The organism is Streptomyces gobiensis (genome assembly GCF_021216675.1).
In the GTDB taxonomy this organism is placed as follows: domain Bacteria; phylum Actinomycetota; class Actinomycetes; order Streptomycetales; family Streptomycetaceae; genus Streptomyces; species Streptomyces gobiensis.
The window spans coordinates 4,876,089-4,891,657 of sequence record NZ_CP086120.1; the positions used below are offsets into that span (position 1 = coordinate 4,876,089).

Genomic DNA, 15,569 nt, shown 5'->3' on the forward strand with positions numbered 1-15,569 from the left:
CGCCGCTCATCAGCCGTGCAGCCCGCACTCGGTCTTGTTCTGTCCGGCCCAGCGCCCGGCCCGTGCGTCCTCGCCGTCCTGTACGCGCCGGGTGCAGGGGGCGCAGCCCACGGAGGCGTAGCCGTCCATCAGCAGCGGGTTGGTGAGCACACCGTGCTCGGTCACATAGGCGTCCACATCGTCCTGCGTCCAGCGGGCGATGGGGGAGATCTTGACCTTCTGCCGCTTCTCGTCCCAGCCGACGACCGGGGTGTTCGCCCGGGTCGGTGACTCATCGCGGCGCAGCCCGGTCGCCCAGGCGTCATAGCCGGTCAGGCCCTCTTCGAGGGGCTTGACCTTGCGTAGCGCGCAGCACAGGTCCGGGTCACGGTCATGCAGCTTCGGCCCGTACTGGGCGTCCTGCTCGGCGACCGTCTGGCGTGGGGTGAGCGTGATGAGGTTGACGTCCATCACGGCCGCCACCGCGTCCCGGGTGCCGATGGTCTCCGGGAAGTGGTAGCCGGTGTCCAGGAACACCACATCCACGCCCGGGAACGCCTGGGACGCCAGATGCGCCACGACCGCGTCCTCCATGGAGGAGGTGACGCAGAAACGCTCGCCGAACGTTTCTGCGGCCCAGCGCAGGATCTCCAGCGCGGGTGCCTCCTCCAGCTCCCGTCCGGCCCGCTCGGCGAGCTCTCGCAGCCCGACCGCGGTGCTGCTGGTACTGGTGCTGGTCATGCCGTGCCCCCTTCGCTGTTGTCGGCGCGCTGGAATCCACTGGCCAGCAGGCCGAGGAACTTCAGCCGGAAGGCGCGGTTGCAGGCCGCGCACTCCCAAGAGCCATGCCCTTCCTCGGACGGGCGCAGATCCTCGTCACCGCAGTACGGGCAGTAGAACGGCGCGGCTCGCTCGCTCACTTGAGGGCCCCCTCATCGGCCCGGGCCGCCCACTGGGCGAACCGCTCGCCGTCCGCGCGCTGCTCCTGGAAGTTCCGCAGGACGCGCTCGATGTAGTCGGGCAGCTCGGCCGAGGTGACCTTGAGGCCGCGGACCTTACGGCCGAAGCCGGGCTCCAGGCCGAGCGAGCCGCCCAGGTGCACCTGGAAGCCCTCGACCTGGTTGCCGTCCTTGTCGACGACCAGCTGTCCCTTGAGACCGATGTCCGCGATCTGGATACGCGCGCAGGAGTTCGGGCAGCCGTTGACATTGATGGTGATGGGCTCATGGAAGTCCGGGAGACGGCGCTCCAGCTCATCGATGAGTGACTGGCCACGGCCCTTGGTTTCCACGATGGCCAGCTTGCAGAACTCGATGCCGGTGCAGGCCATCGTGCCGCGCCTGAACGGCGATGGCTTGGTGGTCAGATCCAGCGACTCCAGGCCCTCGGTGAGCGAGGCGACCTGCTCCTCGGTGACATCGAGGATGAGCATCTTCTGCTCAACGGTCGTACGGACCCGGCCGGAACCATGTGCCTCGGCCAGCTCGGCGATCTTGGTCAGGGTGGCGCCGTCGACCCGGCCGACGCGCGGTGCGAAGCCGACGTAGTAGCGGCCGTCCTTCTGCTGGTGGACACCGACGTGGTCACGCCACTCCTGGACGGGCTTGTCGGGCGCGGGGCCGTCGATCAGCTTGCGTCCCAGGTACTCGTCCTCCAGCACCTGGCGGAACTTCTCCGCGCCCCAGTCGGCGACCAGGAACTTGATCCGGGCACGGGTACGCAGCCGGCGGTAGCCGTAGTCGCGGAAGATCGAGACAACGCCTTCGTACGCGTCGGCGACCTCCTCCAGCGGCACCCAGGCGCCCAGCCGGACACCGATCTTGGGGTTGGTGGAGAGCCCGCCGCCGACCCAGAGGTCGAAGCCGGGGCCATGCTCGGGGTGGTTGACGCCGACGAAGGCGATGTCGTTGATCTCGTGCGCGACATCGAGCAGCGGGGAGCCGGAGACGGCCGACTTGAACTTCCGGGGCAGGTTGGAGAAGTCCTTGTTGCCGACGATCCGGCGGTGGATCTCCTCGATCGCCGGGGTGCCGTCGATGATCTCGTCGGCGGCGATACCGGCGACCGGCGAGCCGAGGATGACGCGCGGGGTGTCACCGCAGGCCTCGGTCGTCGACAGACCGACGCCCTCCAGACGGCGCCAGATCTCCGGCATGTCCTCGATCCGGATCCAGTGGTACTGGACGTTCTGCCGGTCGGTGATGTCGGCGGTGCCGCGCGCGAACTCCTGGGAGATCTCACCGATCACCCGGAGCTGTTCGGTGGTCAGCCGCCCGCCGTCGATCCGGACGCGCAGCATGAAGTACTCATCGTCCAGCTCTTCCGGCTCCAGAATCGCTGTCTTGCCGCCGTCGATCCCGGGCTTGCGCTGGGTGTACAGACCCCACCAGCGCATCCGTCCGCGCAGATCGGCGCCATCGATGGAGTCGAAGCCACGGTGTGCGTAGATCGTCTCAATGCGTGTCCGCACATTGAGACCGTCGTCGTCCTTCTTGGTCTGCTCATTGGGGTTGAGCGGAGTGAAGTGGCCCTTGGCCCACTGGCCTTCGCCGCGGTGGCGGCCGGCCTTGCGACGGGTCGGGGCGGCAGCGGCTGGCTTGGGGGTGTCGGCCATGGCGGTGTGTCCTTCGGACTGACGGTAAGCGGCTCTACCTGCGTAGTCCGGGCATAGAGCTACCGGTGGCGCAGGTGGGAAGGATGGGGTGTCTCGCTCGCCCGCAACGGTGGGGGCGGCGCGGAGTGCGGCGGTGCTGGACTGTCAGCGCGCCGGACACATGGCGCTGGACATGCGGCCGAGGTCGACGTGCCGCCGACTCACCAAGGCAATTCCAGCTCGAGACATGACGGAAGCGTGGCACGCTTCTTTAGACTCAGTCCACCGTTATCCAAGATATGGACACCATCGTCCCGCATCGCGGGACGATGTGGTGTCGGTCACAGTGGTGGTCGCCTCACCGGTGCGCGCCAGGCCAGGGTCCGGGGACCGGAGTCTCAGGCTCCTCTTCAACCTTGGTGTCGAAGAGCCGGAAGCCCCGCCGCTCATAGTTGTCCAGTGCGTGGGGCCCGTCCTTGCTACAGGTGTGCACCCACACCCGGGTGGTCGGCTCCCGTCCCGGCCAGCGCTCGGCCAGGTCCCAGGCGCGTGCCGTCCCATAAGAGAGGAGGCGGCCACCGATCCGCCGCCCCCGGAAGGCGGCGATCAGTCCAAAGTAGCTGATCTCCACAACGCCCTCCGGCTGCGGATCCAGCTCAATGAACCCGGCGGGAGTATCCCGCTCGTACGCTACCCAGGTCTCCGCCCCGGGCCGCTCCAGAAACTCCTGCCACTGTGCGTACGTCCAGCTCAGCCGGTCCGTCCAGGTCACGTCGCCGCCCACGGCGGTATAGAGAAACCGGCTGAACTCCGGGCTGGGCACCTCCGCCCGGGCAATCCGGATTCCGGAATCACCGTCCGGTCCGTGGACGGGTCGGAGGTCTGTGGGGGAGGTCTGCTCCAGCGACCAGGTGGTGACGGTGACGGTGTGCATGCGGTGATCCCATCACAGGGCGGTTGCGGCCGTGCACTCGGTTCCGGGCGCCGGGAGGGTCAGGGTGCCGGGAGGATCAGTGCGACAAGTGGGCGCGGAGTACGCGTTCGGCCGCGGTGGCGTCCCCCGCGCAGAGCGCGTCGATCAGCGCGACATGCTCCGACGCCGCAGCCAGCAAATCACTGGCCCGCCCCACCGGACGCTGCGCCCGGCGCCGCAGGTCCTCGGCGACCAGGACCAGCTGCCGGTTGCCGGTCAGCTCCAGTAGACCGGCGTGAAAAGCGCGGTCCGCGTCCGCGTAACCCGCGCGGTCACCCCGCGCGGCACGCGTGACGGTGAGGTCGGCCAGCGGACGCAGCGCTTGCCAGCGCTCGGCCGGCAGCACACGCGCCAGCCGGAGCACCGTGGGGACTTCCAGCAGGGCCCGCACCTCACCCAGCTCGGCCAGCTCGCGGTCGCTGTGCTCGGCGACCCGGAAGCCACGGTTCGGCATGGTCTGGACCGCGCCTTCGCTGGCCAGCTGCTGCATGGCCTCGCGGACCGGGGTCGGGGAGACACCGAAGCGCTCGGCGAGGCTGGGCGCGGAGTAGACCTCGCCGGGGCGGAGCTCGCCACAGAGCAGCGACTCCCGGAGCGCGCTGAGCACCTGGGCCCGCACGGAGTGCCGTCGTGGGAGCTGCTGTGGGGCGGGGGGCTCGCAGTGGGTGTGCTCGCCCCTGGCGGCTTCGGCCCCGGCTTGCCCGGAGCGCGCTGCAGGTATGGGCGGTACGGCCGGTATCCGGCGTATGGAGCGCTGCCGCTGCGCGGGGACAGCCGCGTCCAGACCTGCCCGTATGGCCGACTCTGCTCGGGTCTGTTCCATCTGCCCGCTCCTGTCCCCGCCGTGTGTCCGAAGAGCACGATAAGCCGAGAGTGCGCGAGATCAAACCTCCATGTCATCGGGTAAGGTAAGGCTAACCTGCTAACGATCGTGGAATCGGGAACCGCCGTATGGCCGTCACCACCCTCGCTCCAGCTCCCGCCGCCCCCGCCGCGGAGTCCCCTCTCGCCGCCGCGTACGCCCGGCTGGCCGAGGTCGTGCCCGGGCTGCGGATCAGCGAGGTACGCGACGGGTACGAGCTTCCCCGGGGTGGCGGCTGGGTCGCCACGGACGAGCTGGCGGCCGGTGGCCCGGCCCTGGACGCATATCTCGCCTGGGACAACGCGCAGGTGCTCCACGACTACGGCCAGCAGGCCCGGCCCGATGTCATCGCCTCCTTCGGGCTGCACCGCTATGCCTGGCCCGCCACCCTGCTCATCACCATCCCCTGGTTTCTGTACCGCCGGGTGCCGCGCTTCCCGGCGGACACGGTCGCGTTCCACCGTGCCAGCGGCCGGATGGCGGTACGCACCGGCGCCTTCGCCTGCCTGCCCGACGACCGGGCCGCCGGACTGCCGGGGGCGTGGGTCGTCGCGGATGAGGAGGCGCTGCGGGCCGAGGTACGGGCGGCCGTAGCCGAGCATCTCGGGCCCGTTCTGGATGGCTTCCGGCCACGGATGCGGCGCGGACCGCGCGCGCTGTGGGGCGTGGCGACGGACGAGATCGTGGAAGGGCTCTGGTACGTCGGACAGCTGCTCGGCGAGGAGCAGCGCGCATTGGGCGAGGTCCAGCGACTGCTTCCGGGCGCCACACCCCCGTACGCCCGTGGCGCCGCCTTCCGGGAACTGGCCGGTCCTGGCGGTGAGCGTTTGCCCACGCGCGACCGCGCGAGTTGCTGCCTCTTCTACACCATTCGCCCCAAGGACACCTGTGTGACCTGTCCGCGCACCTGTGACGCGGATCGTGTCGAGCGACTGACCAGCGGACGCTAGCCAGTTCGACATAGAACGCCCCTATCCATAGGCGCTGCCGTCCTTTGGCGGTCTCTTATATGGAAAACCCCTGCGGCAAGGCGGAGTTCCGCCAAGATGCTCCGCGAAAGCGAAGCCGCGACCGAGGGTCGAACAAGGGGCACCGGATGAAACTGACAGACATATCGCTGAACTGGGTAATGGCAGGCGTGGTGATGCTCGTCGGCTTCCTCGCTGCCACCTGGGTGATGGCACGCGGCCGCAAGCCACCCGAGGATCCCGCCCAAGCCGATTCCTGGGAACGGGCGGAGGAGCGGCGCCGCCGTAAAGAGACGGTCTACGCCACCGCCTCCTATCTCCTGCTCTTCTGCTGCGCGGGCGTCGCCGCCGCGCTTTCCTTCCACGGTCTGGTCGGATTTGGCCGCCAGAACCTCAATCTCTCGGGCGGCTGGGAGTATCTGGTCCCCTTCGGCCTCGACGGCGCGGCGATGTTCTCCGCCGTGATCGCGGTGCGCGAGGCCAGCCATGGCGACGCCTCCCTGGGCTCCCGGCTGCTGGTGTGGACCTTCGCGGGAGCGGCCGCCTGGTTCAACTGGGTGCACGCGCCGCGTGGATCGGCGCACGCGGGCGCTCCCCACTTCTTCGCCGGGATGTCGCTGTCGGCCGCGATCCTCTTTGACCGTGCGCTCAAGCAGACCCGCAAGACGGCCCTGCGGGAACAGGGCCTGGTACCACGGCCATTGCCCCAGATCCGTGTGGTGCGGTGGCTCCGCGCTCCCCGGGAGACCTACGGCGCCTGGTCGCTGATGCTGCTGGAAAACGTACGGACGCTGGATGAAGCGGTCGACGAGGTTCGCGAGGACCGGCGGCGCAAGGAACAGGAACGTGCCCGCAGGCGGGAGCAGGACAAGCTCGAAAAGGCCCGGCTGAAGGCGCTCAACCGGCAGCACCGGATGTGGCACCGGGAGCAGCCCGGGCAGCAGGTGGAAGTGGAGATCGCCCCCATGTCACCGGGCGCGGTGGAGGCCAGCCAGCTGCCGGTACGGTCGCGGCCCGCCCTGCAGGCCGTGGTGGACGACAGCGGGGACAGCGGCCGTCATGAGTCCATGCGCGGCAAGAGCGATCCGGCCGTCGACGACTCCAGTCAGGCGAGCCCGCGGCTGGACTCGCTGGAGGAGAAACTCGCCGAGATCGAAAGGCAGTTCGGCTGAACGCCGTACGCTCCGTGCCCGGCGCCGCGCTTGCGAAGCGCCGGGCACGGCTCACGCTTCCCAGACGGCCGCGACCGTGCGGTCGTCGGCGTACCCCTTGACCCGTAGCTGCACATCGGCCAGAAACCCGGCCAGGCCCGGGGGTTCGGCTCCGGTCCAGCGCTCAGCCAGCCGGTCGGCGAAGGCGCTCTCGGCGCGCAGCGGCTCCGCGACCCCCGCGCTGCACAGCACCAGGGTGTCGCCCGCCTGGGCGACCGAGGACCGGAAACGGAACGGCGGGCCGGCAGCCGGGGCCGACGGCTCCGGCCCGGCCGTCCGCGCGGGCGCTCCGGGGGCTGCGATGCCCAGGTCCACCGTGCGGTGCGGGTCCCGGTCGGCCAGCGGCGCGGCGCCATGGCCCAGGACCGGAGCACCGTCCGTACCCAGGTGGCGCCCCCTCGGCTCGATGTCCTGCCACTCCCCGCCGCGCAGCCGGAACAGACCGCCGCCGCCCGCGCCGAAGAAGACCCGGATACGGCACCGCGGGTCGGCGGGCAGCAGCATGCAGCGCAGCTCAGCGGTGTATTCAGCGGGGTCGAGGCCCAGCTCGGCCGCCTCCGCCCGGAGCTTGCCCAGGCTACGGGCGGTCAGTCTGCTCAGGCCGGACTTGAGCGCACCCCTGCGGCTCGCCCGGATGTCCTCGGCGAGCCGGAGGTAACTGCGGCCGACGGCTCCGCCGATCCAGTGACAGACATTCCGCGCGGCCCGGTGCCCGGCCTCCGCCGCACGGGGCCCGCTGGCCACGGCGACCAGCAGCAGCGCCGACTCACCGCTGCCGAAGCGGGCGGTGAGCAGCGCATCGCGGCGCGGCTCGCCCCGGTAGCGCGCGGAGTCACCACGCATGGACGCGGCGCGCAGCGTGAGCGGACCGTAGCGGGCCCCGTCGAGCACGGTGTCGGGGGTCAGTTCGTCCAGTCGGTCGTGATCGGCCACGGGCAGCGCGGTCGGCTCGGCCTCGTACGTGGGCGGCCGGTCACCGACGAAGTCGACGGCGAGGACGGCGGGCTCCGCTTCCTGCTCCGCTGCCGGTCCCGGCTTGGGTGCCCGCTGCCGGCGGAGGCCCGGTGCCCCGAGCGTGTGGGCGGCGGAGTCATAGCGGTCGTCGAGGCTGTCCCCCGCCGATGAGCCGCCCGTATCGGGCTCGCCCTTGTCGTACAGCTGGCTCCACCAGTCGGCTGCTCCGGCCCGCTCCCCCTGCTGACTCATCCCTTTATTGTCCATATGACCACGGTGCGGGCCCACCCCCATGAATGATCACATTCAGCCGTTTTGGTTGCTGATGCACCGTCAGTGCACTTCGTATGCCAGTGGGATGGGCTGGCTTACCCCGCCGCCACCGCATCGGTCAATTCAGCCGTGCGGGTGACCTGGGGCCCCATTCCGGCCCCGGCCGGCCGTCCGCTGGCGGGGGCCGGAATGGACCGCCGCAACGCGCGAGGCTGAGCGGCTTCCGGCACCCTTGGGGCCATGACGATGTGGCAGCTCGTGCTGGTAGGGCTGGTGATGCTGCTCGGTCTGCTCGGGACGGTGATGCCGGGTGTGCCTGGCCCGCTGGTCGTCTGGGCTGCTGTCTTCTGGTGGGCCATGGCCGTGCGGTCAGGGGTCGCCTGGTGGGTCCTTATCGCCGCGACGGGGGTGCTTCTGATCAATCAGGCGGTTCAGCTTCTGCTGCCCAAGCGCCGGCTACGGGCAGCGGTGGTACGCCGCCGGTCCCTGCTGCTGGCCGGCGGCACCGGCATCGTTGGCTTCTTCATCGTGCCGGTGATCGGGGTGGTGCTGGGCTTTCTCGGCGGGCTGTACGGCGCGGAGCGCGGCAGGCTCGGCAGCCATGACGACGCGGTCTCCGCCACCCGTTCGATCATGCGCGCCATCGGCCGGAACATACTGATCGAGCTGTTCGCCTGCATGCTGGTGGCGGGAGCCTGGATCTGGGCACTCATCTGGGGCCCAGCCTGAAGATTCAGCCTGAGCGGCTGAGCGTTACCGCAGGGGCGCCTTCGAGGGTGAGCAGCTGCTGCTTGCGTTCCATACCGCCCGCGTAGCCGGTCAGTGCGCCATTGGCGCCGATGACCCGGTGGCAGGGGCGGACGACAAGCAGCGGATTGGCGCCGACCGCGCCGCCGACGGCCCGTGCGGAGCTCACCGGCTTCCCGGCCATCCCGGCCATCGCGGCCAGCTCGCCATAGGTGACCGTGCTGCCGTACGGGATACGGTCCAGCGCCGCCCAGATCCGGTGACGGAAGTCCGTACCGGCCGGTGCGAGCCGCAGGCCGAACTCCTTGAGCTCTCCGGCGAAGTAGGCGTCCAGCTGCCGTACCGCCTCCGTGAGGGCGGCGTCATCCCGGGTCCACTCGGCCCGCACTTGGGCGCGGCCTCGCTGCCCGGGGACGGAGACCGAGGCGAGCACACCCGGCTCGGGCCCGGCGACCAGCAACTCGCCGAGCGGGCTGGGGTGGACGGTGTACAGCATGGTCGAGGTCGACATGGTCAGCTCTCCTGGGTCAGTGCCGCGTTCCAGAGGTGGTGCAGGGCGTAGGAGCGCCAGGGCCGCCACTGTCCGCCGTGGCCGACCCGGCCGCCGACGGCCCCGATGCGCCGCAGGCCGTGGCGTACGCCCCCATCGCCCGGCAGGAATACATCCGGGTCGCCAAGCGCCCGCATGCGGATATAGCCCGCCGTCCAGGGCCCGATGCCGCGCAGCGCGAGCAGCCCCCGCTCCGCCTCGTCCCGGTCGGCGCCGGGGTCGAGGGACACGGTCCCATCGGCGAGCGCGGCCATCACATGGCGCAGGGCGTTACGGCGGGCCTCGGGCATGCCCAGCTCCCGCAGGGCGGCCCCGGCCAGCGCCCCGGCCTCGGGGAAGAGATGGGTGAGCCCGCCGTCGGCCGCCGGAAGCGGCTTGCCGTAGGCCTCGACGAGGGTGCCCGCGAGGGTGCGGGCCCCGCCCACGGTGATCTGCTGGCCCAGCACGGCCCGTACGGCCAGCTCCTGGCCGTCGGCTGCGCCGGGCGAGCGCAGTCCGGGCCGGGCGGCGGCCAGCGGGGCGAGCAGCGGATCGCCGCTGAGCCGCTCGGTGACCGCGTAGGGGTCCGCGTCCAGGTCGAAGAGGCGGCGCAGCCGCTGCACGGCGGCCGTCAGATCGCGGAGGTCCGTGAGGTGCAGCCGGCAGGGCAGCCACCCCGGCCCGCCCCGTTCCCCGACCTCGGCGACGCCATGCCCGTACGGCAGCGCCAGGGTACGGCGGTAGCGGCGGGCTCCCGTCTCCCCGGTCATCTCCTCGATCCCGGGGATGGCACGCCGTCCGAGGAAGCCGAAGATCCCTTCCGTGTCATACGGTCCGCGATAGGCGAGCCGCAGCGTCACCCCGTCTCCGTCGGCCGGTGCCCTGCGCGTGCCGCGCAACTCGCTGGGCGTACAGGCGTACACCTGGCGGATGGTGTCGTTGAACTGCCGTACGCTCGCGAAGCCCGCCGCGAAGGCGATCTCGGTGACCGGCAGCCGGGTCGTCCGCAGCAGCACCCGCGCGGTATGCGCCCGCTGTCCCCGCGCGAGCGCGACCGGCCCGGCGCCCAGCTCGGCGGTGAGCTGCCGCTGCACCTGCCGGGCGCTGTACCCGAGCCGCCGGGCCAGCCCGGCGACGCCCTCCCGGTCCACGATCCCGTCGCCGATCATCCGCATGGCCCGGCCGACGGCGTCGGCCCGTACGTTCCACTCGGCGGAACCGGGCACGGTGTCGGGGCGGCAGCGGCGGCAGGCCCGGAAGCCCGCCGCCTGCGCGGCCGGAGCCGAGGGGTAGAAGCGGACGTTCTGCCGCTTCGGCGTGAGTGCCGGGCAGCTTGGACGGCAGTAGATGCCGGTGGTGACGACAGCGGTGAAGAAGACGCCGTCGAAGCGCTCATCACGGCTGCGTACCGCCTCGTACCTGCTCTCATCGTCCATCACGCGATCCAGTGTGCGCCGCCGCCCGGCCCGTCACTGGCGGAAATCGGACATGGCGATCAGCAGATAGGGCACAGCCGCCACCGCGAAGATCACTCCCGGGCCCGCCCAGAGGGACCCCAGTGCGTACCCCGCGAAGGTCAGCACCGCCACCACCTCCGCGCCGAAGCCCGCCATCGAGGTCACCGTGGCCCGTGCCCGGTCGGCGATACGGGCCTGCAGCCGGGCATCGGCCACCACCATCGCCCACTGGAACACCCCGAACGCGACCGCGACCAGCACCAGCCCGGCCGGATGGCCGCTCAGCGTTCCGGCCGCCAGACAGACCGCGCCAACGGCGAGGACGGGCGCCGCCCAGCGCGCTCCGCGCCCAGCGCACCAGCCACCGGCCACGACACCGACGGTGACCAGCAGCACCAGCAGCGGCACCGTGGTATCGGCGACGCCGGTGGACCGGGCGAGCAGCGGAATGTACTCATCCAGTGAGGTGACACCGCTGACCAGCGCCACCAGCAGCACGGCACGCCCGGCCCCGCGCGCCCGCCGCACCTGGCCGAGGCCGTCCCGGACGACGGCCCCGAAACTCCGCTCGCCAGGCTCCGCGACGGCACGGGAGTCGGGGAGCGTGCGGCCCACAACGGCGCCCAGCAGCGTGACAACGACGCTGGCGGCACCCACCGCCGGATAACCGCCGAGCGCGAACACCGGCGCGGCCAGCGCCGTCGCGGCGAGCTGCGCGGTGGTGGCGATCGCCTGCGTACGGCCCATGACCCGCGCGTACGCCCCGGCGGCGCCGATCCGTGTCAACTCCTCGTAGACCAGCGCCTGAAGGGTGCCGGAACGCAGCGCGCCACCCGCGCCCCACAACACAAAGCCGACAGCGAAGGCCGGGTAGGACGGGAGACAGGTCCACAACGCGTAGCCCGCTGCTGTCAGCAGCGGCGCGATGATCAGCAGCCGTCGGCGGGAGAAGACGTCAGCCCAGAGGCCGGAAGGCACTTCGAGCGCAACGGCCGTCACCGACCAGATGACGAAAAGCGAGGAGATCTCCGCTGCGGAGAGCCCGGTCTCGGCGAAGAGCAGCGCGTAGACCGGGTAGAGCAGTACCAGGTCTTCGCACCAGGCGTAGGCATACAGCCTGCGCGTCAGCTGGGTCTCGGGTGAGGCTCAATGTCGCCAGATCATGGGTTGAGCGTACGACGCGAGCAGCGGCGGACGGAAGGCCCGTTCACTCCGCCGGGCAGACGAACTCGCACCAGACGCGCTTGCCATCCCCGCGCGACTCCACGCCCCACACATCGGCCAGCTGGTCCACCAGCAGCAGTCCCCGTCCCGGGAGCCGCGCATCGCGGGCTGTCCGCAGCTCCGGGTGCTCGCTGGACCGGTCCTCCACCTCGACCCTCAGCCGCCGTTCGGCTCCGCCGAGCAGCCGGATGGTCACGACGGCCCCGCCCTCGGTATGGGTCAGGGCGTTGACCGTGAGTTCATGGGCGGCCAGCTCCACATCGTCGCCGCGTGCGTCGGCGTTCCAGGCGTGGGCCGCCTCACGGACCAGCCGCCGGATTCCCGCCAGAGCCTCCATATCGCCCGGCGCGACCGACTGGAGCCGACGGCCCAGCTGGGGGATCACGGCCCTCTCCCGGCGCAGCAGCACCACCGCCATGTCGTCCACCCCGGACCGCTCTTCGGGCAGCTCGCACAGCCAGTCGGCCAGCTTCCGCAGATCCGCCGGGCCGCGCCCGATGGACTCGGCGAGATTCTGTATTCCGTCGTCGACGTCGGCACCGGGCCGCTCGACGAGGCCATCGGTGAACATCAGCAGGGTCTCCCCGACCTCCAGCTCCATCGCGGTCACGGGATAGTCCAGCGGACCGAGGTTCGGCAGCCCCAGCGGCAGCCCGCCCGTCACCGGGAACAGGCGGCAGGTGCCGTCGGTCCGCTGCAACAGCGGATCCAGGTGACCGGCCCGCACCAGCCGGAGCCAGCCCGTGGTGGGGTCAACCTCGGCGTAGAGGCAGGTGGCGAAGCGGTCGGTGTCCAGATCATGCAGAAAGGCCGAGGCCCGCGCCATCACGGTGGAGGCGGCGTGCCCCTCGGCGGCGTATGCCCGCAGTACGATCCGCAGCTGGCCCATCACCGCCGCGGCATGGGTGTCATGACCCTGTACATCGCCGATCACCGCGGCCACCCGGCCGCCGGGCAGCGGGATCACGTCGTACCAGTCACCGCCGATGTCCCGCACCTGGCGCGCGGGACGGTAGCTCACCGCGGTCTCTATCCCCGGAATGCTCGGGATGGTGTGGGGGAGCATGGCCCGCTGCAGGCTCTCGGCGAGCTCCAGCTCCTGCTCAAACATCTTGGCGCGTTGCAGGCTCTGCGCGATGCTGCTGGTCAGCGCGGTGAGCAGGGCGCGCTCTCCGGGTGGGAAGCTGTGCTTGTCCCGGAAGAGCAGGCCGATCGCGCCGATCGCCCGGCCCTGGGCGATCAGTGGCAGATACGCCGCGGCGGAGGCGTTCAGCGGCGCGATATACGGCCACAGCCGCGGATAGCGGTTGGCGAACTCCTGGCGCGATTCGATGAAGCGGGAGGTCATGGTGCGTACGACCTCGCTCATCGGGAAATCTCCGTCTATCCGGGTGAACTCCAGCTCCGGTACGAAACTGCTGGTGCGCCCCTCGGCGACCAGACGGATGTGCTTGCCCTCAACGAAGCCCATCATGAGGCTGACCGCGCCCATCCGGCCCATGCCCCGGGAGCTCTCCAGCACATCGATGACATCGCTCACGGTGCGTGCTGCGGCCAGGGCGGCGGTGGTCTCCTCCACCACGCTGGTCTCCTGGCGGCGTGCGTCCAGCGTGAGCCGGTCCGTGGAGTGGCTGAGCTCCTCGGTGGCGTCCCGCACAATGCCGATGACGCGGTGCGGCCGCCCCGCGTCGTCCCGCTGGATATGGCCCTGGGTGTGCGTCCAGCGCAACGTGCCGTCCCGGCGGCGGATCCGGAAGTACGCCCCGTAGGACGTCTTGCCGTCCTTCATCGCCTGCGCCACCAGGCCGTCCAGCCGGGCCCCCTCGGTGGACGGCACCCGGCATCGCAGGGTGCCGGGGTCGGAGTCGTATTCATCCGGGCGCAGATCGAAAACAGCGAGCGCCGGTTCGTCCAGATGCATCAGCCCGCTGTCGAGGTCCCAGTCAAAGCTGCCCATCCGGTTCAGCATGAGGGTGGTGTCCGCGCTCGCGGGCCAGTCCTCGGGCGGTGCCACCGCGCCCGATACCGCTGCTCGAGTTTCCATGCCACACCCCCGCCCTGGAAGGCGATCACCACTCACTCTGTCACTCTTCACCCGATTCTTCGACCCTAAGTCACCCTGGTCACCCTAATCGCAATGTCCGCTAGATCCCGTTCGAGCGTCTTGGCTACCGCCCTGCCGCCGAGACCGGTGAAGGCCTTCGCCAGCAGGCCGCTGAACCCGCCCTGCTGCCGGGCGCCGAAGCTCCGGCGTACTACGGTGGCGCCCGCGCCCTGTGGCGTCAGGGTGACTTCTGAGAAGTAGTGAGCGCCACCGGATTCCGTCCCCAGGACATAGCGCGAAGGTTCCTCACACACCGTGACACGCATGTCCTCGGTGACGGTCCGGCCGAACATCCGACGGGTCTCCCGCCAGCCGGTCCCCACCCCGAATGGGCCCTTGGTCAGCACCTCGACCCGCTCCACCCCGCTGAGCACCCTGGGCAGCGCCTTGAGGTCGGTCAGTACCCGCCAGACCTCATCGGCCGAAGCGGCGATCCGCCGCTCCACGACGACCTGCGCAGTTTCCATGGCCCCTCCTTCAGATGGAACAAACACCGCCCGATGGCCACTGGGACACCGCATTGGACAGTCCCGGGGAGAGCGTCCGCAAGACCGCCTTACGGCCGCCGTCTGGCACCGCGGATACGTTCCAGCTGGTTGCGCAGCTCCGAGGGCCGCACCAGCGCACGCCACTGGCGGGCCGCTGCCGGCTCCGCCGCCTCGGTGGTCTCCGCCCGGGAGCGGCGGGCGGCCACAGCGGCGACCATCGCCTCAGCGGCGGCCGCCCTGGCCTGCTCGGTCTCCCGGCGGGCGGCGGCGACGGTGGCCGCCGGCCACACCCGGTCCACAGCGGCGTTGACAGCGGCCCCCACCAGCACCGCGAACGCGGACGTGCCCAGCCACAGCAGCACGGCCACCGGGGCGGCCAGGGAGCCGTAGACGCTCTGCCCCTCCACCGCGTTGCGCAGATACGCCTTGAGCCCGATGGCGCAGAGCGTCCACAGCAGCAGGGCGACCAGGGCACCGGGGATGTCCTCCCGCCACGGCGAACGGACCGGGACGGAGACGTGGTAGAGCGTGGCGAGGAAGGAGACGGCCAGGAGCAGCACCGACGGCCAGTAGAGGATCCGCACCGCCGGCTCCAGCTGCGGCCACCAGCCGACCGCCACGGTCGGGCCGACCAGGGTCATCGGCACCGCGAGCGCACCGACGGCGAGCCCGGCGACATACATGGTGAAGGCCAGCAGCCGGGTCGCCGCTGGATTGCGGTGCCCGTCCAGGCCGTACATCACGGTGATGGTGCCGACGAAGACGTTCATCGCACGGGACCCGGACCACAGCGCGAAGACAAAGCCGAAGGAGAGAACCTCGGGCCGGGCCCCGGAGACCAGATCATCGAGGAGCGGGGTCACCAGCTGCTCGACGCCGCGCTCGGAGAGCATGACCGAGGAGGCGTCCAGGATGTTGTCACGTACGGCCTGCAGGATGGTGGTCCCGGCCACCGAGTCCAGTGCGCTGAGCAGCCCCACCAGGCCGAGCAGCAGCGCGGGCAGCGACAGCATCGTGAAGAACGCCGCCTCGCCCGCCATACCGATGACGCGGTACTCGGCGCAGGAGCGGTAGGTGTCCTTGGCCAGCAGCAAGCAGAGCTTCCGCTTGGGGACGTGCCGGTACCGCGCACGCACCGTCGACGTGCGCGCGGACGACGGCCGTACCGACGGCTGAGGAGGTGGCTGGTCCGGGTGCACGCGCAGAC

General features: G+C 70.8%; 16 protein-coding genes. 3 read left to right on the forward strand and 13 right to left on the reverse strand.

The window, feature by feature from the left end:
* Window positions 1-9 precede the first annotated feature (9 nt).
* The 6 genes from test1122_RS22640 to test1122_RS22660 form a co-directional block, all read right to left on the reverse strand.
* The gene (locus tag test1122_RS22640) at window positions 10-720 is read right to left on the reverse strand and encodes a phosphoadenylyl-sulfate reductase (RefSeq protein ID WP_232271007.1); all 711 of its coding nucleotides are present in this window, start codon (window positions 718-720) and stop codon (window positions 10-12) included.
* On the reverse strand, window positions 717-899 hold the full coding sequence (locus test1122_RS22645; RefSeq protein ID WP_232271008.1) for a hypothetical protein: 183 nt from the start codon (window positions 897-899) through the stop codon (window positions 717-719). Before test1122_RS22645 ends, test1122_RS22640 begins: the two co-directional genes overlap by 4 nt.
* Window positions 896-2,593 carry a nitrite/sulfite reductase gene (locus tag test1122_RS22650; RefSeq protein WP_232271009.1) on the reverse strand — a complete coding sequence of 566 codons (1,698 nt, stop codon included), beginning with the start codon at window positions 2,591-2,593 and terminating at the stop codon, window positions 896-898. The genes test1122_RS22645 and test1122_RS22650 overlap by 4 nt, the downstream gene beginning before the upstream one ends.
* Window positions 2,594-2,737: 144 nt before the next feature.
* Window positions 2,738-2,821: a putative leader peptide gene (locus test1122_RS26715; protein WP_315877410.1), complete on the reverse strand. Its 84-nt coding sequence runs from the start codon at window positions 2,819-2,821 to the stop codon at window positions 2,738-2,740.
* A gap of 109 nt (window positions 2,822-2,930) precedes the next feature.
* Window positions 2,931-3,506, reverse strand: coding sequence for a GNAT family N-acetyltransferase (locus test1122_RS22655; protein WP_232271010.1), 576 nt, complete (start codon window positions 3,504-3,506; stop codon window positions 2,931-2,933).
* A gap of 76 nt (window positions 3,507-3,582) precedes the next feature.
* Window positions 3,583-4,368: a GntR family transcriptional regulator gene (locus test1122_RS22660; RefSeq protein ID WP_232271011.1), complete on the reverse strand. Its 786-nt coding sequence runs from the start codon at window positions 4,366-4,368 to the stop codon at window positions 3,583-3,585.
* A gap of 128 nt (window positions 4,369-4,496) precedes the next feature.
* On the opposite strand from test1122_RS22660, the gene test1122_RS22665 reads away from it, so the two are divergent.
* Both test1122_RS22665 and test1122_RS22670 read left to right on the forward strand, forming a co-directional pair.
* Entirely contained in the window at window positions 4,497-5,357 is an 861-nt protein-coding gene (locus test1122_RS22665) for a (2Fe-2S)-binding protein (protein ID WP_232271012.1), read from the forward strand.
* 146 nt (window positions 5,358-5,503) lie between these two features.
* Entirely contained in the window at window positions 5,504-6,547 is a 1,044-nt protein-coding gene (locus test1122_RS22670) for a DUF2637 domain-containing protein (protein WP_232271013.1), read from the forward strand.
* A gap of 51 nt (window positions 6,548-6,598) precedes the next feature.
* On the opposite strand, the gene test1122_RS22675 is transcribed toward test1122_RS22670, so the two are convergent.
* Window positions 6,599-7,792 carry a protein phosphatase 2C domain-containing protein gene (locus test1122_RS22675; protein ID WP_232271014.1) on the reverse strand — a complete coding sequence of 398 codons (1,194 nt, stop codon included), beginning with the start codon at window positions 7,790-7,792 and terminating at the stop codon, window positions 6,599-6,601.
* A 261-nt stretch (window positions 7,793-8,053) separates the two neighbouring features.
* Between test1122_RS22675 and test1122_RS22680 the strand changes: the two genes are divergently transcribed.
* Window positions 8,054-8,542 carry a DUF456 domain-containing protein gene (locus tag test1122_RS22680; RefSeq protein ID WP_232271015.1) on the forward strand — a complete coding sequence of 163 codons (489 nt, stop codon included), beginning with the start codon at window positions 8,054-8,056 and terminating at the stop codon, window positions 8,540-8,542.
* A gap of 4 nt (window positions 8,543-8,546) precedes the next feature.
* Here test1122_RS22680 and test1122_RS22685 read toward each other — a convergent pair whose 3' ends face one another.
* From test1122_RS22685 to test1122_RS22710, 6 genes are all read right to left on the reverse strand, one after another.
* On the reverse strand, window positions 8,547-9,071 hold the full coding sequence (locus tag test1122_RS22685; RefSeq protein WP_232271016.1) for a methylated-DNA--[protein]-cysteine S-methyltransferase: 525 nt from the start codon (window positions 9,069-9,071) through the stop codon (window positions 8,547-8,549).
* 2 nt (window positions 9,072-9,073) lie between these two features.
* Window positions 9,074-10,525, reverse strand: coding sequence for a DNA-3-methyladenine glycosylase 2 family protein (locus test1122_RS22690; RefSeq protein ID WP_277879913.1), 1,452 nt, complete (start codon window positions 10,523-10,525; stop codon window positions 9,074-9,076).
* Window positions 10,526-10,558: 33 nt separating this feature from the next.
* Window positions 10,559-11,674, reverse strand: coding sequence for an MFS transporter (locus tag test1122_RS22695; protein ID WP_232272034.1), 1,116 nt, complete (start codon window positions 11,672-11,674; stop codon window positions 10,559-10,561).
* Window positions 11,675-11,753: 79 nt separating this feature from the next.
* Window positions 11,754-13,814 carry a SpoIIE family protein phosphatase gene (locus tag test1122_RS22700; protein ID WP_232271018.1) on the reverse strand — a complete coding sequence of 687 codons (2,061 nt, stop codon included), beginning with the start codon at window positions 13,812-13,814 and terminating at the stop codon, window positions 11,754-11,756.
* 65 nt (window positions 13,815-13,879) lie between these two features.
* Window positions 13,880-14,341, reverse strand: a complete 462-nt coding sequence (locus test1122_RS22705) for an SRPBCC family protein (protein WP_232271019.1) — start codon at window positions 14,339-14,341, stop codon at window positions 13,880-13,882.
* Between the two features lie 89 nt (window positions 14,342-14,430).
* Entirely contained in the window at window positions 14,431-15,561 is a 1,131-nt protein-coding gene (locus test1122_RS22710) for a YihY/virulence factor BrkB family protein (protein WP_232271020.1), read from the reverse strand.
* Between the last annotated feature and the right edge of the window lie 8 nt (window positions 15,562-15,569).